General features: G+C 65.8%; 23 protein-coding genes. 11 read left to right on the top strand and 12 right to left on the bottom strand.

Translation table 11 applies throughout. From position 1 onward, the window contains the following. Positions 1 to 13: 13 nt before the first annotated feature. The 6 genes from ASG30_RS13125 to ASG30_RS22545 are packed head-to-tail and all read left to right on the top strand — an operon-like array spanning position 14 to position 3,655. Entirely contained in the window at positions 14 to 1,096 is a 1,083-nt protein-coding gene (locus tag ASG30_RS13125; RefSeq protein WP_055897185.1) for a hypothetical protein, read from the top strand. 2 nt (positions 1,097 to 1,098) lie between these two features. After that, on the top strand, positions 1,099 to 1,611 hold the full coding sequence (locus tag ASG30_RS13120; RefSeq protein ID WP_055897183.1) for a DUF4376 domain-containing protein: 513 nt from the start codon (positions 1,099 to 1,101) through the stop codon (positions 1,609 to 1,611). 1 nt (position 1,612) lies between these two features. Next, positions 1,613 to 2,062, top strand: coding sequence for a hypothetical protein (locus ASG30_RS13115; RefSeq protein ID WP_055897180.1), 450 nt, complete (start codon positions 1,613 to 1,615; stop codon positions 2,060 to 2,062). A gap of 20 nt (positions 2,063 to 2,082) precedes the next feature. Continuing rightward, complete coding sequence (locus ASG30_RS13110; RefSeq protein WP_055897176.1) at positions 2,083 to 2,472, top strand: hypothetical protein; 390 nt, start codon at positions 2,083 to 2,085, stop codon at positions 2,470 to 2,472. Next, complete coding sequence (locus ASG30_RS13105) at positions 2,469 to 3,116, top strand: hypothetical protein (RefSeq protein ID WP_156385525.1); 648 nt, start codon at positions 2,469 to 2,471, stop codon at positions 3,114 to 3,116. The genes ASG30_RS13110 and ASG30_RS13105 overlap by 4 nt, the downstream gene beginning before the upstream one ends. Then, the gene (locus ASG30_RS22545) at positions 3,113 to 3,655 is read left to right on the top strand and encodes a hypothetical protein (protein ID WP_156385524.1); all 543 of its coding nucleotides are present in this window, start codon (positions 3,113 to 3,115) and stop codon (positions 3,653 to 3,655) included. Before ASG30_RS13105 ends, ASG30_RS22545 begins: the two co-directional genes overlap by 4 nt. Here the strand turns inward: ASG30_RS22545 and ASG30_RS13095 are convergent. Next, entirely contained in the window at positions 3,619 to 3,825 is a 207-nt protein-coding gene (locus ASG30_RS13095) for a hypothetical protein (RefSeq protein WP_156385523.1), read from the bottom strand. The genes ASG30_RS22545 and ASG30_RS13095 overlap by 37 nt on opposite strands. A gap of 633 nt (positions 3,826 to 4,458) precedes the next feature. Between ASG30_RS13095 and ASG30_RS13090 the strand changes: the two genes are divergently transcribed. Further along, positions 4,459 to 4,683 (top strand): hypothetical protein, encoded by a 225-nt coding sequence (locus ASG30_RS13090; RefSeq protein WP_156385522.1) that lies wholly within the window; start codon positions 4,459 to 4,461, stop codon positions 4,681 to 4,683. 22 nt (positions 4,684 to 4,705) lie between these two features. On the opposite strand, the gene ASG30_RS13085 is transcribed toward ASG30_RS13090, so the two are convergent. The 3 genes from ASG30_RS13085 to ASG30_RS13075 form a co-directional block, all read right to left on the bottom strand. Continuing rightward, positions 4,706 to 5,005 carry a hypothetical protein gene (locus ASG30_RS13085; protein WP_055897163.1) on the bottom strand — a complete coding sequence of 100 codons (300 nt, stop codon included), beginning with the start codon at positions 5,003 to 5,005 and terminating at the stop codon, positions 4,706 to 4,708. Between the two features lie 626 nt (positions 5,006 to 5,631). Next, entirely contained in the window at positions 5,632 to 6,624 is a 993-nt protein-coding gene (locus tag ASG30_RS22535) for a hypothetical protein (RefSeq protein WP_156385520.1), read from the bottom strand. Beyond that, the gene (locus ASG30_RS13075; RefSeq protein WP_055897157.1) at positions 6,621 to 6,944 is read right to left on the bottom strand and encodes a hypothetical protein; all 324 of its coding nucleotides are present in this window, start codon (positions 6,942 to 6,944) and stop codon (positions 6,621 to 6,623) included. The genes ASG30_RS22535 and ASG30_RS13075 overlap by 4 nt, the downstream gene beginning before the upstream one ends. 355 nt (positions 6,945 to 7,299) lie before the next feature. Between ASG30_RS13075 and ASG30_RS22530 the strand changes: the two genes are divergently transcribed. Beyond that, positions 7,300 to 7,917: a hypothetical protein gene (locus ASG30_RS22530; protein ID WP_156385519.1), complete on the top strand. Its 618-nt coding sequence runs from the start codon at positions 7,300 to 7,302 to the stop codon at positions 7,915 to 7,917. Positions 7,918 to 8,029: 112 nt separating this feature from the next. On the opposite strand, the gene ASG30_RS13070 is transcribed toward ASG30_RS22530, so the two are convergent. The 5 genes from ASG30_RS13070 to ASG30_RS13055 form a co-directional block, all read right to left on the bottom strand. Next, the gene (locus ASG30_RS13070) at positions 8,030 to 8,671 is read right to left on the bottom strand and encodes an ATP-dependent DNA ligase (RefSeq protein WP_055897154.1); all 642 of its coding nucleotides are present in this window, start codon (positions 8,669 to 8,671) and stop codon (positions 8,030 to 8,032) included. Positions 8,672 to 8,996: 325 nt separating this feature from the next. Continuing rightward, a complete protein-coding gene (locus ASG30_RS13065; protein ID WP_235579791.1) occupies positions 8,997 to 9,389 on the bottom strand; it encodes a hypothetical protein in 393 nt (130 codons plus the stop codon). A gap of 245 nt (positions 9,390 to 9,634) precedes the next feature. After that, entirely contained in the window at positions 9,635 to 9,988 is a 354-nt protein-coding gene (gene mazF, locus ASG30_RS13060) for an endoribonuclease MazF (protein WP_055897149.1), read from the bottom strand. Continuing rightward, a complete protein-coding gene (locus ASG30_RS22170) occupies positions 9,985 to 10,221 on the bottom strand; it encodes an AbrB/MazE/SpoVT family DNA-binding domain-containing protein (RefSeq protein WP_082522083.1) in 237 nt (78 codons plus the stop codon). The genes mazF and ASG30_RS22170 overlap by 4 nt, the downstream gene beginning before the upstream one ends. 91 nt (positions 10,222 to 10,312) lie before the next feature. Further along, on the bottom strand, positions 10,313 to 11,224 hold the full coding sequence (locus ASG30_RS13055; RefSeq protein WP_055897146.1) for a LysR family transcriptional regulator: 912 nt from the start codon (positions 11,222 to 11,224) through the stop codon (positions 10,313 to 10,315). A 108-nt stretch (positions 11,225 to 11,332) separates the two neighbouring features. Here ASG30_RS13055 and ASG30_RS13050 point away from each other — a divergent pair, with 108 nt between their 5' ends. Genes ASG30_RS13050 through ASG30_RS13040 form a run of 3 tightly spaced genes read left to right on the top strand, consistent with a single transcriptional unit; the run spans position 11,333 to position 14,535 of the window. Continuing rightward, complete coding sequence (locus ASG30_RS13050) at positions 11,333 to 12,301, top strand: Bug family tripartite tricarboxylate transporter substrate binding protein (RefSeq protein ID WP_055897518.1); 969 nt, start codon at positions 11,333 to 11,335, stop codon at positions 12,299 to 12,301. Positions 12,302 to 12,346: 45 nt separating this feature from the next. After that, entirely contained in the window at positions 12,347 to 13,717 is a 1,371-nt protein-coding gene (locus tag ASG30_RS13045) for an MmgE/PrpD family protein (RefSeq protein WP_055897144.1), read from the top strand. Positions 13,718 to 13,737: 20 nt separating this feature from the next. Further along, positions 13,738 to 14,535 (top strand): ABC transporter substrate-binding protein, encoded by a 798-nt coding sequence (locus ASG30_RS13040; protein ID WP_082522082.1) that lies wholly within the window; start codon positions 13,738 to 13,740, stop codon positions 14,533 to 14,535. 109 nt (positions 14,536 to 14,644) lie between these two features. On the opposite strand, the gene ASG30_RS13035 is transcribed toward ASG30_RS13040, so the two are convergent. From ASG30_RS13035 to ASG30_RS13025, 3 genes are all read right to left on the bottom strand, one after another. Next, positions 14,645 to 15,259 (bottom strand): hypothetical protein, encoded by a 615-nt coding sequence (locus ASG30_RS13035; protein WP_055897141.1) that lies wholly within the window; start codon positions 15,257 to 15,259, stop codon positions 14,645 to 14,647. A gap of 358 nt (positions 15,260 to 15,617) precedes the next feature. Beyond that, positions 15,618 to 16,577, bottom strand: coding sequence for a D-2-hydroxyacid dehydrogenase (locus ASG30_RS13030; protein ID WP_055897511.1), 960 nt, complete (start codon positions 16,575 to 16,577; stop codon positions 15,618 to 15,620). Between the two features lie 26 nt (positions 16,578 to 16,603). Then, positions 16,604 to 17,590: a Bug family tripartite tricarboxylate transporter substrate binding protein gene (locus ASG30_RS13025; protein ID WP_055897138.1), complete on the bottom strand. Its 987-nt coding sequence runs from the start codon at positions 17,588 to 17,590 to the stop codon at positions 16,604 to 16,606. Between the last annotated feature and the right edge of the window lie 27 nt (positions 17,591 to 17,617).

Genomic DNA, 17,617 nt, shown 5'->3' with positions numbered 1-17,617 from the left:
GAGGAAAACCACGATGAGTTCTCTACCGGACCGAACCGACGTTGCTGGCACCCCCAGCAACAGCACGGCCAAGACCGCCCTGGCGGCGCTGTTCGACTTCGTCGCGCAGCGGATGGCGCGCGGCACTACGGGCGCGGGCAGCGCTTCCAGCGCCGAGCTGGCCAGTGCCCGCGACTCGCTCGGGGTGCCGCTGCCCAATTGGCTCTACAACCCAGACGGCGCGATCTACCAGCGCACGGTCGCGGCAACGGCGGACGACACCTATGCCGAGGATCGCTGGTACGTCCTGACGCAGACGGCGTCGGTGACGCCGAGCCAGCAGAGCAACCCGGAGAACGGCTACCGCTATGCCTCACGCCTGACCCAGAGCCAGGCCGCGGCGCAGCGGATGGGGTACGCCCAGATCATCGAAGGCAAGGATGCGATACCGCTGCGCGGCAAGACGGTCACCTTCGGTGGCCGCTTCAAGTTGTCGACGTCCGCGAACCTGCGGCTGGCGATCCTGGCCTGGACTGGTACCGAGGACTCCGTCACCTCTGACGTCGTGAACGACTGGACGAACGCCACCATCGCGACGGGCGCCTTCTTTGCCAGCTCGAACCTGTCGCTGGTGGCCACGAGCTCCACGGCGCTGACGGCCGCCACGGCGGGCGATGCCTCGGTAAGTGGCGCGGTCCCGGTGGGCACGACCAACCTGATCGTCTTCTACTGGACCGAGGCCACTGCGGCTCAGAACGTCACGCTCGACGCCTGGGGCCGACGCCTGATCGAGTCGAGCTACCTGAACGAGCACATCCGCCGCAGCCACTCCACCGAGCTGGACGAGTGCCGCCGCTTCTACGAGCGGTGGACGCACACCTCGGCAAATCTGTTCATGGTCAATTTCGTCGCCGGTGGCCAGGCCGCTTCGCACATCCTGGGCAGGGTGGAGAAGCGCACCTCTCCCTCCATCACGATCCACTCGCAGACTCTGATCAACTGCACGCTCGGCGTCTTCGCCAACAACGCGATCGCGCACGGCATCACGATCACCTCCAGCGCGGCAGGCTTGGCCTACGTCACCGCGCTCGACGCCAGCATCTCCGCGGAGTTCTGACCATGTACCGACTCACCGAAGCTGGCGACGCCGTTGTTCGCCTCGCGGATGGCGCCCGGATCCCGCTGCCGCCGACCGAGCGCGAGGGGTTTCGCTATCAGCGCTGGCTCGACGAGGGCAATGCGCCCGGGTTGGCGCCGGTCCCGACCCGCGAGCAGGCGATCGCCGCCGCCTGGGATTCCATCAAAGCCGAGCGCGACCGCCGCACGCTGCAGGGCGGCTACCAGGCCGGCGGCAAGTGGTTCCACTCCGACACTTTCTCGCGCACCCAGCAGATCGGGCTGCTGCTGCTGGGCGCCAACGTGCCGCCTGGGACGCAATGGAAGACCATGGACGGCAGCTTCATCACCATGACGCAGACGATGGCCGGGCAGATCTTCTCCGCAGCGGCGGCTTCGGACATCGCGATCTTCACCGTGGCCGAGACACACCGCGCGGCGATGGTGGCGTCGGAGGACCCGGCGGCCTACGACTTCACCAGCGGCTGGCCCGTGGTCTTCGGCGAGGAGGCCTGAGATGAAGGTCGTCTTCTTCTACGGCAAGCAGCCGCAGTCGTTCCTGTGCCGGCTGTTCACGGGCTCGAGCTGCTACCACGTGGGCTTCACCGACGGCGAGAAGCTCTGGGACATGAACCTGCTGCGGCGCCGGCGTGTGTGGAGCGAGAAGGCCGCTGGCAAGTACATCCTGGTCGACACGCCGGTGCCGGTCACGGCCTCGTTCCTGGAGAGCAGGCTGGAGAGTGACGGCAGCCGCTACGGCGTGCTCGATTACCTGTCGTTCGGCCTGCGGCGGTTCTTCAAGCGCATGCGCGTCAACGGCAAAGGCCTGATCTGTAGCGAGATGGCGGCGCTGGACCTGATGCGCAATGGTTGGCTGCCGCGCCCAGGATTCCCCGAGGTGCCCTCGCCGGCGGACCTCGAGGAGGCGCTGCTCGAACGGCGCAATGCGATCACGTCCAGAGCATGAATTCAACGAGGGAGATCACCATGCCCGACCCCACCGCCTCTGCCGGCGCCGCCGGCGCTGCTTTGGGCTGGAAAGCCGTCGGAGGTGCTGCGGGCTTCGCAGCCTGTGGCGCCGGCTTGGCGGCCGTCATCGTCATGCTGATGACCCCGCCGCGCAGTCCGCGGGAATGGGCCGTCGGGTTGATTTGCACTGTTCTCGGCTCCATCTGCGGCGGCGCCGCCGTGGTCCAGCGATTCGGCTTGCAAGAATGGCTGCACAGCTACACCGGGCTGGTAGCCATCATGGGCGTGGCATTCGCCTGCGGTCTGCCGGCGTGGGCCATCGTGCGATGGGGGTTCACCTGGATGATCCAGCGCGAAGGAAAGCCGCTGGACGAGGTGATTGCCGACGCGCGCAAGGTGCTGCCGTGAGCGCCCTGCGTAGTGGCTCGGCCCGGTTCACCCAGACCTGGGCCGCGGACGACTGGTATTGCATGCTGGGGAAGCTGGGTGTGGCCCCGGTGACCGCATCCGAGTGGTCGGCGGCTTTCGCATGCGAGGTGCAGCCGGAGCGTTTTTCGGCCGGCCTCGCGGACGTCCGCCCCTTCGTCGCCACGTTCCTCCACGAGACCGGAATGCTCAAGACCTTGGCCGAGAACATGAGCTACACGGCCGAGCGCATCTGCGCGGTGTGGCCGAACCGGTTTCCTACGATCGCCTCGGCGAGGCCATACGAGCGCGATCCGCGCGCGCTGGCCAACAAGGTCTACGGCGGCCGCATGGGCAACACCGAGCTGGATGACGGCTGGAACTTCCGCGGGCGCGCGGCCGGCATCACGGGCCGCACGAACTACGCCTGGCTCGGCGATCGATGGGGGCAGGACCTGCTGGTCATGCCGCACATGCTGGAGCAGCCGACATTCGCGCTGGCCGGGTCGATCCATGCCTGGGAGGGCATGCTCCCCGACCGGCACCTGTCTGACCAGGTGAAGGTGCGCCGCATCTACAACGGCGGCGTGATCGGCCTGGAGCATTGCCAAGCGCTCTATGCGCGTGGCTGCAAGGTAATCGCGTGACGCGCCGCGTGCTCTTGGCGCTCCTGCTGCTGGGACTTGCCGCCGGGCTGGTGGGCGCCGCCGCGTGGGCGTACGAAGCATGGCGGGATCGGGTGCTCGAGGAGGGTGACCGGCGAGGCGAGGCGCGCGTGCAGGCGCGCTGGGACGAGGATCGAGCCCGCGCGCAGGAGGCTGCCCTCGACAAGGCCCGCCAAGACGCTGCGGAGACCCTGCGCCGGCTCAACCAGCAACAGGAGAACGAACGTGCACAACAAGCCCTTCTCGCGCAGCTCGCGCGCGACCGCGATGCTGCTCGCGCTGCTGCTGACGGCCTGCGCCTCCGCGCCGCCGCGTACCTCGATGCCGCCGGCTGCGGACACCTCGCCGGCGATTCCGCCCTTGGATGCGTCCGCGAGGCAGCTGCCGAGATCGGAATCGCACTCAGCCGAAGTGCGCAGATCGCTCAACGAGTTGCTGCCGATGCCGACGAAGCCCGCTCTCGCGGACTCCGCTGCGAAGCAGACTACGACGCGCTGACATTGCGGCTGTCGATGCTCTGAGAAACGGATAACTCTTGTAGCACGTTGAGCTCGAATTTCAGTGCTGAGGTGAGCCATTCCAGGACCAACCACAGGTTCCTGGCCAGCAGAAACTCACGACGCTCTGCTGCGCTGTCAATGTTCGCGCCCAGATCTGAGATCAGACTGATGCAGCTGCGCAGGGTTGCCAAGCAATCCATGCTCGAAATCAAGGGGTTTAGGTCGCTGGCAACGCTGCGGGACACCGATCTAGAATCCATTCGTTCGTTCCTTCCTTTCTGGGGTGGGTCGGATAGAGGCCCCGAGCGTTGCTGCGCATCGGGGCCTCGCCTTTTGGGGGCGGAGAAGATCATCCGTGTCCCAAAGCAGTGCACACAGTCGCCATCGCACTCAGGTTGAGCAATGGAGGTGTGAAGGTCATGAGGTGGCCGGGTGCTTGAACACCGTCGTCAGGTCCGGCCCGCAGTTTTCCCCGAAGGTCTTGTATCCCTGCGCGCCACCCGGCCTGTTCGGACGCACGCTGGAGACAAGTTCGTCCGCGGCGGGAATCAACATCCGCCTGACGGTCGTGTGTTCAGCACGTGTGCGGATGGTGGGCCAGGCTGCATGAGAACTGAAGGACGCTCGACACGCGAAGATCGCCGAAGGCGATCTAAGCAAATCACCTAGTCCGGCTCGCATCTGCGCTCAAAGCGCACTGGTTGTAAAGCCGATGCCCGATGCCGATGCTTATGCGATGCCCTGTCATATTTACTTGGGATGCGAGCGCTTGGAAATCGACCGGAGTCATGCTGGGCCGAACGGCGCGAATGCTACTAAGGGGCATGACGTCGAAGAAGTGTCAGTCCACCCATGTGCGCATCAGCGTCTACGCGGCTGCCTTCTTTGGCCAGAAAGTCTTTTGGGCCAGTGTGCGCCACGTGGGCAGCAACGGCAAGATTCACACCACCATTCCGTGCGCTGATCGTCTCCAGGCAGGGCGGGCGGCGGTTTTCTGGAGCGTGCTCCAGCAGAAGGATCTTTGTGAGATCGAGTACTTCGCTGAGTGAATTCAACGAGGTCGCTGCCCCTTCACTGGTTCAGGAGTTGCAGCCACCCTATGAGGCCGCTTCCGTCGGGAAGCGCAAAGTCCACGGGCCTGATGGCGAACCATTCCAGCATCACGACCCTTGCGTTGACGGAGTCCGCCCACGCGTAAGCCGCTCGAATTGGCTCGAAGGGCGTCGGATAGGCATTCGTGTAGTGAATGACCTTGCTGAAGCCTATGTACTTCACCCTTGCCCAGAACACTGGCTTGCCGCTTCTGCGCAGGATGGCGCTATTGACCGCGATCGAGACGAAAAGGATGGGTTTTTGAGAGGTCGTGTTCATGCGACCGTTGTCGCACTGCACCGCCTAGCTCAGCAATAAAGCTTGAGTGACTCAAGGCCCGGTAATCCACGCAGAGTGGCAGTGTCAAGTCTGACAGGAGACGCGCGCTCGACGCTCGCTGGAGTTGCTAGCCCAAGCGACGTATCGACCGCAGCAATGAGTAGTTCGAACGCGCTATGGGCGTCCTACTGAAGCTATCGTCAGACTGCGTGGCCTCGTCCCAGCGATGCCTGCGCTGCGCAGTACGCAGCGGTTCACCAGGAGTTCAATATGGAAAGCTTCAAGCCCTCTGAGCCGGTTGGCACGACTGACAAGCCAAATAGCCCGATCGTTGCAGCCTCACCGAACGCTGAGACTGACGATTCGAATACCCAAGCTGTCACGTGCACCTATGATGGAAAGAGCTACGGGAAGGGCGCCCGCCTATGCATGGGCGGAAAAGTGCATGAGTGCGGTAACGACGGTTGGATCAACCTTGGTAAAAACTGTTAGGAGCTTTATCCGATGCGCGTCGCTATGTCAGGGCGGCCTGGTAGCGACGCCAGTTCAGTATTGAATCAATCTAACGGCGGTCGGTCAGGTGATTGAGATCAGCTGTTGCGGCATTTCTAGCCGGGCTAAGTGAGCTAGTTGAACTTGAACCGAATGCCGGCGGTCGTCTTGTTCGCCCTGTCCGCCATGTTCAGGAAGTCCAATCCAACTTCTCGAGTGATGAACAGGGAGGGTTGCAATGCGGCCTTCTCGTCCTCCGGATTGAAAAAATAATAGTCCAGCGAAACGTTCGCGTACTTGTCGTGACGGCGAACGTTGCCGTCTGGGACATCACTGTCTCTCAGCTTACGATAGAGCAGCGAGGCCTTGAAGCGCTGTTTGCCCAGTTCGAAGGGCTTGGTGATGGCCACGCCGACATACGAGCTTCGCCAAACGCCGTCTTCAGGCCCGCCGCCGTTGCGACGGCTCCAAAGCAGCGCCACGTGCGGGACAACGCTCACGCCGCCCAAGAGGCTGCCGCTCGCGAGCGGCAGCCAGGCCAAGTCAAAGTGCGCTCGTGCAAGCACTCCTTCGCTCGGACCGTCGTAGACGTCTTCTCGGTTGGTCAGCTGCAGTGTAGTGAGCAGCGAGAACAGGTTCTCGGTGGGGCCGGAACTTTCCCAGAGAGGGCCTACCGTTCCGACCGTCACATCGCGGATATCCTTCTTCGTCGTGCCGGTGGTATCACGCAGCCAAGATACCCCAGCGAACGGTTGGATCCGACCTCCAAAATAGGCGCCCCAACGCGCGAATAGTGCGCCTTGAACTTGGGATGCGTCGTCACCGTCTTTGTGCTGCAAACTGATCGATGCTCCCTTGTCACCGAGGGTAAGACCGCTCATCTCAGCGACTGAGCTAGATTTGTCTCGCACAAAGAGCTTGAAGCCGAAATCCTCCTGCTCCTTCTTGCTCGCCGCCGCCGCTGCGGTGTCTTCCTCAGCGCGGAGCTTGGACACGTTTTGCCGGACGCAACTTGCGATTGCTGAGTCCGAGGCTAGCTTCTCGCATTCGAGAACCGTGGCACGCCAATCCACTTGCGCATAGACAGTGCCAGCCGTCAGCGCCATTACTGCGGCGCTCCACTTCATGTCGGCTCTCCAGCGGATACGGTGACCTTAGCGGCAGAGCATGCGAGCTTGATAAGGTCTCCGATCGTTTTCTTCTTCATTAGATCCAAACTGCCAACATTCTTCCAACCGCTGCCCGCCACCTTGCGCAGCGCCTTGTTGAAGCGAATGGGCATCATCGCCAGCACCGGATCATTAATGTAGAGGGTTATAAGTTTGGTCTTGGCGTCATACAGCTTTCCGCCGCTCGGCTTGTAGTTGTCGACGACGTCGTCTTTGCTAGCGAAGTCGTCAACGACGTCGATGACGGCGCGCTTGATAGCTGCATACGTGGCGGGCATGGGTGCGTCTCCCTTCGTATCAGTTCCTTGTGCGCGAAAAGGATATAGAGACGGGAAGTATCTAGACCATCCCCCAAATGGAGTAGAGACCCTGTCAATATTGACAGGGGCGACGGGGGATGCGGGTCCAGTTTGCCCGGCAGTAAGCGTCAGCGTGACAGGCGTGACACTTTCATCACACTTCTATGTAGACAGCTTCATCAAACCTTTGGAAATTAGCGGTCCCCCGATGACCAGGGTCCGCGTCGCGCGGTTCGCGGCTTCAGCTCCCGCCTTACTGAGTTGTGAGGTCGGGGGCCTTCGAAGGTGATCTATGCAAGTCAAAGTTCCTCACATTGAGTGGGTTGCGCACGCCATGACGAAGAGCATGCCGCCGGGGTTGATGGTCAGCGCAAAGGCGCGTGTTCCGACACCTGGCTGGAGGAACGCTTTGCTTGTCCCGTGGACCTATGTGACCGAGCCGGACGACGGAATATGGGATTTCGATTTCCTTGCGTCTCCGCCGACGAGCATGGACATTCAGGTCATTAGTGGCCTTGATGTGCAAGGGCATTTCTTTCCGGCTCCAAGATGGTGCCGAGGAGTTCGGGTGCATGGCTCCCAGAACAGCATCGCCAGCGGAGAAAAGGAAGCTCTTCCCGTGCTCGCGCTGGATGACAGGTTCGTTCCATTCCCGTGGGCCCGTCGGCAACTTATTGAAGTCGCCCGTTCGATGAGCGCTGAAGGCGCGCCAGCAAGGGATCCCGGTGACGCATTCCCGTGGACCTTGCCGGCCACTGATTCGATGGAAATCAAGAGTGACCAGCGGCAAGACTCCGTCAATATTCTCAATGAGCCAATCTCGACATTGATTGGCCCTCCAGTGCGCATATTTTCAGAAGGTGATGCGGTGACGATGGATTACCGCAAAGATCGCATTAACATTGTCCGTGCGAAGTACGGCAGCACCATCGTTCGAGTTTTCAGAGGGTGACTCTGCGCCGAGCGAAACCGCCGTCGATGTACAGCACGCGACCGGCTGCGTGCTGCATCCTGTCAGCCGATCACCTCGACACCAATTGTTAAGCGCGAGACGAGGTCGGGCTTCAGCCTGTCCACCTCCGGCCCTCCTGCCAGCCCGGCCGCTTGATCTTCACCCACGAGTCACTGCGCACGCCGGGTAGGTAAGGGCTATCCCGACGCTTGGCCATCACGCCTTCTATCTGCAGCCCGAGGCCGCCCTGTTCCTTCGGCAGCACCATGGCGTGGAACAGGGCGGCGTCAGCGGGAAGTTCTTTCACGAAGAGCAGTGGGCCCGGTCTCATGCCTGCCATCAGGTGCTGCAGGAGTTCCTTTCTAGTCATGAGCGGGAAATCCATAACCTTGCGGCCTTCGTGCACCAGGATGTCGAAGACGGCCAGCGTTATCGGCGGGGCGCCTGGGTACCACTTACGCCGCCGTGCTCGCTCCTGCAGGCGGTTGAAGTCGCTCGTGCCGTCCTCGCGCATCACCACAGCTTCTGCGTCTAGGACGTGCGGGCCGCCAGGTAGGGCAGCGAGCGCCGGCAACACCTCGGGATACCAGTTTGTGCAGTCGCTGCCACTCTTGGTCATGAGCTTCACCTCGCCCGCGTCTATGCCCGCCATGCAGCGGTAGCCGTCGAACTTGATCTCATAGATCCAGTCGGCGCTGGAGAAGGGCGCGCGCTGGCCTTCTGTCGCCTGCATAGGGGCAGCGATGGCGATCACGGCCGTTTCGGACAGCTAACGAACTCCGTCGATGAACTTAGCCCACTTCGCGAGCGCAAAACCTGCAGCGCCCAGAACGATCCAGGTCGCGTACCCGATGGCTGACTCCGGCACTGCCCAGAAGAATGGAAGTGCTGCATCAAGGGAAGTGGATAGGTCTTGGCCGACACGAGCAACGCGGCGGTCTAGACGCGACAGCAGCAAGCCTCGTCCGATGAAGAAGAGCGAAATCAGGAACAAGCCCCTGCCTAGGAGGCGGGCCACAGTCGGATCCAGGAGAACGGCTACGAAGCGCATGTGGCGATCATGCCAGCGCCACACGAAGCTAATAAGCAATGTCGTCTTCAGCTGGATCGAAGCCGGTGTAGTGCCCAGGCCGGGCCGGCACGCCAGGCCAGCGGTCGGGCGCGATGATGTTCGGCGAGCAGACCCAGGTCTGCCGATAGCGCTCCACGCTCTTTCGCCCCCGGGGGATCTGCTCCATGCCGGCGATCAGCATTGCCTCGCGCACACGCAGCACGCGGGCGCCGACCATCTGCGGGAGCAGCTCCTCTGTGGACGACCCGGGCTTGAGCAGCCGAGCGATGAACGAAGGCCGGCCGCCCCAGCCGCTCTCGTACAAGTCCAAGCGCAAGTCTCCGCGCATGCCCTCGTTGGCCATGTCGGTGCGGGACTGCCGCTGACCACCACGCCTCAACCGGTAGACCACCAAAAGCACTGGTGAAGCATACAGTACTTCGGGGGCTGGGAACTGCCGAAAAGCTACTAACGGCTGAGGATGCTCCCTCTGAGATCGGGGCTCAATCCCCGCTCGCGCCGTTAGAAGGAGCTCGCGCAACTGCCTGTCGCAATTGAAATCGACGACTGCTTTGGGACCAGAGGGTCGTAGGTTCGAATCCTATCGCTCCGACCATTTCACCTCGCTGCCCAGCGCCATCGGCTTGAAGCAAACACCGGCGCGAATCAGGGCAGCAGCACCCTCAGCTTCGCACTCACCCCCATCAAACACGGCGCCGTCACCGCGCCTGCCGGCTCCGCGTGGCGCTGCCGCCAATCGAGCGCGCGCACCTGGTCCGCCAGCACGACGCCCGTGATGGCACTGCCAGGAGCGCAGGCCACCGGGACTTCGAAGGGATAGCCCTTCGCCTGGTTCGTGATCGGGCAGCAGAGCATCAGCGAGCTCTTCGAGTTGTACACCGCAGGCGAGAGCACCAGCGCAGGCCGCCGGCCTGCTTGTTCTCGGCCCGCTTGCGGGTGGAAATCCAGCCAGACGACGTGCCCGCGGTCCGGGACCCACCCGTGGGCGGACGCGCTCACCAGGCTTCGGCGCCGACGGCGCTGTCGTCGTCGAAGGCAGGTCCGTGGCAGTTTTGCGGAGTGATCTTGGCCACCAGGTCTTCGAGGTTCATGGCGGCAGGTTCCAGCACCAGGCAGCCTTCTTCAACCCGAAGGTTGAGGGCTTGGCCGATCTGGAGGCCGGCATCCGCGAGAGCGCCCGCGGGGACGCGAACAGCAGCGCTGTTGCCCCACTTCGAAAGCTCGACTCTCATGGCGACCTCCTGTCCAGCGAATGTAGCGCCATTGTAGATACGTTTTCCACGTTCCGCAAACTCGACCATGACGCCCGGCGCCCGTGTCGCCTCACTTCCTGCCCGCCGGCTTCCCCCGCGCCCGGCTCGCCCGCGTCAGCAACTGCGCGAACGCCGCTGCCGCCGGCGACAGGCTGCGCCCGGTCCGGCGGATCAGCCCGATGGTTCGCATGATCGAAGGCGCCTCCAGCCGTACCCCGACAACCGTCCCGGCCTTGGCCGGCAGCGCCAGCTGCGGAACGATCGCCAGCGCCAGGCCGTTCTCCACCACGCCGATCAGCGTCGAGACGTGGCGCACCTCGCACACCGGGCGCGGCAGTCGTTCGACCTCGGCCAGCGCCTGGTCGATGAGCACGCGGTTGCGGCTCTCGTGCGAGACCAGCGCGTACGGGTGCCGGGCCAGTTCCTCCCAGCGCACCGACCGGCGTCGTGCCAGCGGGTGGTCGTGCGGGCAGGCCAGCACGAAAGGCTCCTTCAGGAGCGGCGTGAACTCCACCTCCGGGTCCTGCATCCCGGTGTAGTTCAGCGCGAAGTCGGCCTCGCCGTGCTTGACGCTGGCCAGCACCTCGTCGGCGCCCTCTTCGATGATGCGCACCAGCACGCGCGGATGCTGCTCGCGGAACGACCGGATCACCGGCGGCAGGAAGTGGTGCACCGCGGAGAACACGCAGCCCACGGTGACGTCGCCGGCCTCCAGGTGGGCCACGTCGTGCAGGCTCACCACCGAGCGGTCGAGCCCGTCGACCACGTTGCGCACCTGGCCCAGGAAGCGCCGGCCCAGCAGCGTGAGTTCCACGCTGCGGGTGGTGCGGTCGAAGAGGCGGACCCCGAGCTGGTCCTCCAGGTGCGAGATGCGGCGCGAGAGGGCCGGTTGCGAGAGGTGGAGCACCTTGGCCGCCGCCGCGAAGCTCTGCAGCTGGCCGACGGCGACGAAGGCGCGCAGGTCCGCCAGGGAGGGCGTCATGGCGCCGCCTCATTCATGCACGTCATGCAACAAGCCTTCCAAAAGATGCAATTTACAGCAACCGATGGGGCTCGCATGATCGTCCGCAAAGACCGGGAGACAACCACCATGCAACGCCGCCAGCTCCTGCAGGCCGCCTCGGCGGCCATCGCGCTGCCCGGCCTCGCCCTGGCGCAGGCCTATCCGAACAAGTCGATCCGCTACATCGTGCCGGTGTCCGCCGGCGGGGGCAGCGACATGATCGCCCGCGTGGTCACCGAACGCTGGGGCAAGGCGCTCGGGCAGGCCTTCGTGGTCGACAACCAGAGCGGCGGCGGCGGCGTGGTGGCCTGCCAGACCACGGCCCGGGCCCCCGCCGACGGCTACACGCTGCTGCAAGGCTACGTGGCCACGCACGGCACCACGCCGGCCACGCGCAAGGTGGCCTACGACGCGATCAAGGACTTCACCCCGATCGGGATGATCGGCGCCACGCCCAACGTGCTGGCCATCAACGCGGGCCTGCCGGCAAAGGACATCAAGGAGTTCATCGACTACGTCAAGCGCAATCCGGGCCGGGTGAACTACGGCTCGGCCGGCGCCGGCTCGCTCACGCACCTGACGATGGAGCTGTTCAAGCAGGAGACCGGCACCTTCATGCTGCACATCCCGTACCGCGGCATCGCACCGGCGATCAACGACGTGCTGGGCGGGCAGACGCAGGCGATGTTCCCCGGCCTGGCGGCCGCCTTGCCGCACCTGCGCTCGGGCCGCATGCGCGCGCTGGCCGTCACCGGCAAGGAGCGCAGCCCGCAGCTCAAGGACGTGCCCACGATGGAGGAGGCCGGCTTCAAGGGCTTCGACGCCATGCAGTGGTACGGCACGGTGGGGCCGGCCGGCCTCCCCGCCGACATCGTGCGGCGCCTCAACGAGACGCAGGTCGCGGTGCTCAAGGCCCCCGACCTGGCCGAGAAGCTGGCCGGCGAAGCGGTCGAGCCCTGGCCGATGACGCCGGAGCAGTTCGGCGAGTACATGCGCTCCGACATCGCCCGCTGGACCGCCCTGGCCAAGGCCCGGAAGATCCAGCTCGACGAATGACGGCGACTCCCGGCCGGCCCCAGTCCTTCAAGAAAGCAGTCCACCGTGGCACGCAACACGCAAGTCGCCGCCGACACCGCGGCCCCGCCGATCACGCAGATCCTGGCGCGCTTCGTCTCCGGCCATCCCGGCAAGGGCTGGAGCGACGCCGTCGAGCACGAGGCGCACCGCACCTTCTACAACTGGCTGGGCTGCGCCATCGGCGCCGCCCGCCACGAGGCGGCGGAGGCCGCCGTGTCGGCCGTGCAGCTCCTGCAGCCGGCGCCGCAGGCCACGGTGCTGGGCCGCACCGAGAAGGTGGACATGGCCAGCGCCGCGCTGGTCAACGGCATCACCTCGCACACCTTCGACTTCGACGACACCCACCTCAAGACCATCATCCATCCGGCCGGCCCGGTGGCCTCGGCCGTGCTCGCGCTGGCCGAACGCAGCGGCAGCAGCGGCCGCGACGTGCTGGACGCGCTGGTGCTGGGCATCGACGTGGCCTGCCGCATCGGCAACACCATGTACCCGGACCACTACGACCGCGGCTGGCACATCACCGGCTCCACCGGCATGCTGGGTGCCGCCGCCGGCTGCGCGCGGCTGCTGCGGCTGGACGAGCAGCGCACGGCGATGGCGCTGGGCATCGCGGCCTCGCAGCCGGTGGGCCTGCGCGAGCAGTTCGGCACCATGACCAAGCCGTTCCACCCGGGCGGCGCGGCCCGCGCGGGCCTGATGTCGGCGCTGCTGGCCAGCCGCGGCTTCACCGCCAGCCCGCGCGCGCTGGAGGCGCCGCGCGGCTTCGTGCAGGTGGCCTCGGACAAGCGGACCTGGACCGAGGTGACGGACGAGCTCGGCCAGCGGTTCGAGATCTCCTTCAACTCGTACAAGCCGTTCGCCTGCGGCATCGTGATCCATCCCAGCATCGATGCCTGCGTGCAGCTCAAGGCCAAGGGCGTCACGCCGGAGGAGCTGGAGCGCATCGAACTGCGCGTGCATTCGCTGGTGCTGGAGCTCACCGGCAAGAAGGAGCCGAAGGACGGGCTGCAGGGCAAGTTCAGCGTCTACCACGGCTGCGCGGTGGGCCTGATCCACGGCCGCGCCGGCGAGGAGGAGTTCTCCGACGCGGTGGTGAACGACCCGCGGGTGGTCGAGACGCGCCGCAAGGTGCAGGCCACGGTGGACGATGCCATCGACGAGGCCGCGGTCCAGGTGACCGCGGTGCTGCGCGACGGCCGCCGCATCGACGTGCGGGTGGACCACGCCATCGGCTCGCTGCAGAACCCGCTGTCCGACGCGCAACTCGAAGCCAAGTTCCACGACCTGGTCGACCCCGTCCTGGGGGCGGCCAAGGCCGATGCCATCACCCGGGCCTGCTGGGCGCTGGCTTCGCAAACGGACGTGCGCGTCCTCACGGCGCTGTGCCGGCCATGAATCCCCAGGAGACTTCAGAGATGAGCGTATCCCGCCGGACCCTCTGCGCCGCCGGTGCGCTGGTGCTGGCCGGCTGCGCCGCGACCGGCCGCGACCCGCGGGCCGCCTCGGCCGAACTCGCGTCCACCGGCAAGCTGCGCGCCGCCATCAACTTCGGCAACCCGATCCTGGCCAGCCGCGGCGCGTCGGGCGAGCCGCAGGGCGTGTCGGTCGACCTGGCCCGCGAGGCCGCGCGACGCCTGGGCGTGCCGATCGAGCTGGTCACGTTCAATTCGGCCGGCACGGTGGTCGAGGCGGTGAAGGCGCGCCAGGTCGACCTGGCCTTCGTCGCCATCGACCCGGTGCGCGCCGCCGACATGGAGTACACGGCGCCCTACGTGGTCATCGAGGGCAGCTACCTGGTGCGCAACGATTCCACCCTGCGCCGCAACGAGGAGGTGGACCGGGCGGGCACGCGGGTGGTGGTGGGCCGCGGCAGCGCCTACGACCTGTTCCTCACGCGCGAGCTGAAGTCGGCCACGCTGGTGCGTGCGCCGACCTCACCGGCGGTCACCGACATGTTCCTGGCGCAGAACCTGAACGTGGCCGCGGGCGTCAAGCAGCAGCTGGAGTCCGACGCCCGGCGCGTCGGCGGCGTGCGCCTGCTGCCGGGACGTTTCATGGTCATCGAGCAGGCGATGGGCGTGCCCAAGGGCCGGACCGCGGCGCAGGCCTGGCTGAGTGCGTACATCGAGGAGATGAAGGCGTCCGGCTTCGTCTCGGGAGCGCTCAAGCGGCACGCCATCGAAGGTGCGGCGGTGGCTCCGGCTCGCACTTGAAGGTTTCGCAGGGCAGAACACAGAGGCACAGAGGCAAAGAGGAGAGGAGACATTCGAGGATGTCATCTCTTCTTCCCTCTGTGCCTCCGTGCCTCTGTGTTGAGTTTCCTCAGTGGGCCTGCTGGAAGCGCACGCGCTGCAGGGCGGCGGCACCGCCGCTGGCGGTGTACTGGGCCCAGGCGGTCAGCGTGATCATCATGAAGAAGCCGCCGGCCACCAGGATGGGCCAGGCCGCCATGATCTGCGCCAGCGAGAACTGCCAGTTCAGCGGACGGCCGACGCCCAGCGCCGCCGCATAGAACCAGGACACGGCCGAGACCGCGCCGATGAACACCGCCAGCAGGCGGTTGCTGAACGACAAACGCATCAGCGCGCCGGCCCGCTTCATCGCCGGCAGCACGAAGCGCTCGAGCGCCAGGCCGTTGACGGTGAGCAGCAGCACGACCGCGAACTTGGCCTGCAGCTTGGGGTTGAACAGCACGTTGGTGCCGCCGCGCCAGACGTCCACGGCGACGAGCAGGAAGCCGGTCACCCACAAGGCCAGCAGGGCTCGAGCCAGGGTGTGGTGCAGCCCCGCCAGGTGGTTGGGCTCCACCGCACCCCCTTCACTTCGCATCAGCCCCTTCACCAGCTGCAGGTCGCTCATGAACACGGTTCCCAGCGCGACGCAGCAGGCGATCAGGTGCAGGTACACGATCCCCATTCTCATCAAGTCAAACTTCATCCTCTTGTCCCTTTCGTGGTTGCTCCAACAAACGCCCCTCCTCAAGCGGGCGGCAAACCCCGGAGTGGATTTGCTGGCTCAACTGTGGTGTGGATCGCTTTGGCTCGAAAGGCCGCTTTGAAACACCACGTTTGCTTACGAAGGGACATCTGCGGGTAACTCAGCAGCAGGTTTCACTGGGGCGCGCGTGACGGGTTACGGCTGAGCTGGGTTACATGCCCTCGCAATCGCACTCACCTTGGAGCACGCGTATTGCTGAGCCGTGGCACTTTGGATCGTGTGCCGGGGCACAGAGTGTCCAAATGCAGCTTTTTGCGGGCCGTTCCCGCCGGCAGCGCTGAAGAAGCCGGCAGGCAGGTCAGGCGAGGTTCTTCAACCCCTGGCCGCGCGACCAGAGCGCCAGGTTGTCGAGGAACATGCGCGCGACGCGATCCTCGTTGCCATCGGAGAAGCCAGCACTGTGCGGCGTGGCGATCACGTTCGGCAGCGTCCAGAGTGGCGAGGTTTCCGGCAGCGGCTCGGTGGCGAACACATCCAGGTAGGCGCCCGCCAGCCGGTGATCGCGCAAGGCTTCCACCAGCGCCGCTTCGTCCACCACTTCGCCACGCGCGACGTTCACGAATCCGGCGTGAGAAGGCAGCAAGGCCAGCTCGGCCACGCCCAGCATCCCGCGCGTCTGCGCCGTCAGCGGGCAGGCCATCACCAGCCAGTCGGCCTTGGGCAGCACGCTGCGCCACTGCTGCGCGGCGACGAAGCGAACGCCGTCCTGTTCGGCTCCGGCCTGGCGGCGCACCGCGATCACCTGCAGCCCGAAAGCCCGCAGCAGGCGGCCGATCTCCTGGCCCACGGGGCCCCAGCCGACCACCACCGCGGTCTGTCCCGGCAGGTCGCGCGGCAGGCCGCTGCCCATCAGCGACGCCCAGCGGCGCTCGCGTTGCGCCGCCAGCAGCAGCGGCCAGTGGCGCGCCAGGGCCAGCAGCCCCAGCACCGCCGTCTGCGCCACCACGGTCGCATTGGCGCCGGACGACGTCGTCACCTGCACGCCGCGCTCGCGCAGTTCCACGTACACCGGCCGATCCGCGCCGGCCGAATGGATGTGGACCCACCGCAGCGTGGGCGCGGCCAGCAGCCGGTCGTACATGCGCTGCGTCTGCGGCAGCACCTTGTGCTTGGTGGACAGCCCCGTGACGTCGCGCGAGACGAAGGCGACGTCGGCCTGGAGGGACTGGTCGTCCTCGGGTGTCACCAGCTCGTGCGCATGGCCGGCCAGCACGCGCGCGACGTCGGACGAGAGGCTGGCAGCCGCCTCTCGCGACATCAGGATCCGCAGGGGCGAGGTCGTGTTCACTCGGCCGAAGCGCCGGATTCACGCACCACGACGCGCCACTTCTCGAATTCCTTCTGCACGAACTGGCCGAACTGCTCGGGCGAGCCGCCCACCGGATCGGCGCCTTCGCGGATCAGCTGCGCTTCCAGCGACGGCAGCACGTCGTTCACGGCCCTGTTGACGGTGGCGATCACGCCGGGCGGCGTGCCCCTGGGCGCGAAGAAGCCGAACCACGAGCCGGCCTCGAAGCCCGGGTAGCCGCGTTCGGACACCGTGGGCACGTCGGGCATGGAGCGCGAGCGCTTCACGCTCGTCACGGCCAGGGCGCGCAGCTTGCCGGCCTGGATGTGCTGGATGACGGAAGGAATGGTGGCGAAGCTGAACTGCAGGCGGCCGGCCAGCAGGTCGTTCAGGCCTTCGGCGCCCTTGTACGGCACGTGCGTGGTGTCGATGCCGGCGCGCTTGCCCAGCATGAAGCCCGAGAGGTGGGCCGAGGTGCCGATGCCGGTGGAGCCGTAGTACACCTGTCCCGGCCGGGCCTTGGCGTAGGCCACCAGTTCGTCGAGCGTCTTCGCCGGCACGCCGGGATTGACCACGAGCACGTTGGGCACGTCCGCGATCTGCACCACCGGCACCAGGTCGGTGAGGGGATTGATGTTCAGCTTCTTGTACAGCGTGGGGTTCACCGCCATCGGCCCCACCGAGTTCACGATGAACGTGTAGCCGTCCGGCGTGGCGCGAGCCGCCAGCTCGGTGCCCAGGTTGCCGCCGGCCCCCGGCTTGTTCTCCACGATCACGTTCTGCTTCAGGCGCTCGCCGAGCTTCTGGCCGACCGCGCGCGCCAGGATGTCCGTGGTGCCGCCCGCGGTGAAGGCCACGATCACCCGCACCGGCTTGTTCGGGTAGTCGCCCGCCTGGGCGAACACGCCCTGCGGTGAGATCGCGGCCAGCGCCGTGGCGGCCATCGCGGTCCTGCGGTTGACGCGCGGGGTGGGGTGCGGCATGTCTTGGTCTCCTTGTGGGCCGTTGGG

The sequence above is a fragment of the Ramlibacter sp. Leaf400 genome (assembly GCF_001424545.1).
In the GTDB taxonomy this organism is placed as follows: Bacteria; Pseudomonadota; Gammaproteobacteria; order Burkholderiales; family Burkholderiaceae_C; genus Ramlibacter.
The sequence above is the reverse complement of the archived record's forward strand: the minus strand, read 5'-3'. Positions and strand labels throughout refer to the sequence as shown.

Coding starts and splice junctions, on each gene's coding strand:
- ASG30_RS13125 (WP_055897185.1), top strand. CDS start 14: ATGAGTTCTCTACCGGACCGAACCGACGTTGCTGGCACCCCCAGCAAC.
- ASG30_RS13120 (WP_055897183.1), top strand. CDS start 1,099: ATGTACCGACTCACCGAAGCTGGCGACGCCGTTGTTCGCCTCGCGGAT.
- ASG30_RS13115 (WP_055897180.1), top strand. CDS start 1,613: ATGAAGGTCGTCTTCTTCTACGGCAAGCAGCCGCAGTCGTTCCTGTGC.
- ASG30_RS13110 (WP_055897176.1), top strand. CDS start 2,083: ATGCCCGACCCCACCGCCTCTGCCGGCGCCGCCGGCGCTGCTTTGGGC.
- ASG30_RS13090 (WP_156385522.1), top strand. CDS start 4,459: ATGACGTCGAAGAAGTGTCAGTCCACCCATGTGCGCATCAGCGTCTAC.
- ASG30_RS13085 (WP_055897163.1), bottom strand. CDS start 5,005: ATGAACACGACCTCTCAAAAACCCATCCTTTTCGTCTCGATCGCGGTC.
- ASG30_RS22535 (WP_156385520.1), bottom strand. CDS start 6,624: ATGAAGTGGAGCGCCGCAGTAATGGCGCTGACGGCTGGCACTGTCTAT.
- ASG30_RS13075 (WP_055897157.1), bottom strand. CDS start 6,944: ATGCCCGCCACGTATGCAGCTATCAAGCGCGCCGTCATCGACGTCGTT.
- ASG30_RS22530 (WP_156385519.1), top strand. CDS start 7,300: ATGACGAAGAGCATGCCGCCGGGGTTGATGGTCAGCGCAAAGGCGCGT.
- ASG30_RS22170 (WP_082522083.1), bottom strand. CDS start 10,221: ATGAGAGTCGAGCTTTCGAAGTGGGGCAACAGCGCTGCTGTTCGCGTC.
- ASG30_RS13055 (WP_055897146.1), bottom strand. CDS start 11,224: ATGACGCCCTCCCTGGCGGACCTGCGCGCCTTCGTCGCCGTCGGCCAG.
- ASG30_RS13050 (WP_055897518.1), top strand. CDS start 11,333: ATGCAACGCCGCCAGCTCCTGCAGGCCGCCTCGGCGGCCATCGCGCTG.
- ASG30_RS13040 (WP_082522082.1), top strand. CDS start 13,738: ATGAGCGTATCCCGCCGGACCCTCTGCGCCGCCGGTGCGCTGGTGCTG.
- ASG30_RS13035 (WP_055897141.1), bottom strand. CDS start 15,259: ATGAAGTTTGACTTGATGAGAATGGGGATCGTGTACCTGCACCTGATC.
- ASG30_RS13030 (WP_055897511.1), bottom strand. CDS start 16,577: ATGTCGCGAGAGGCGGCTGCCAGCCTCTCGTCCGACGTCGCGCGCGTG.
- ASG30_RS13025 (WP_055897138.1), bottom strand. CDS start 17,590: ATGCCGCACCCCACCCCGCGCGTCAACCGCAGGACCGCGATGGCCGCC.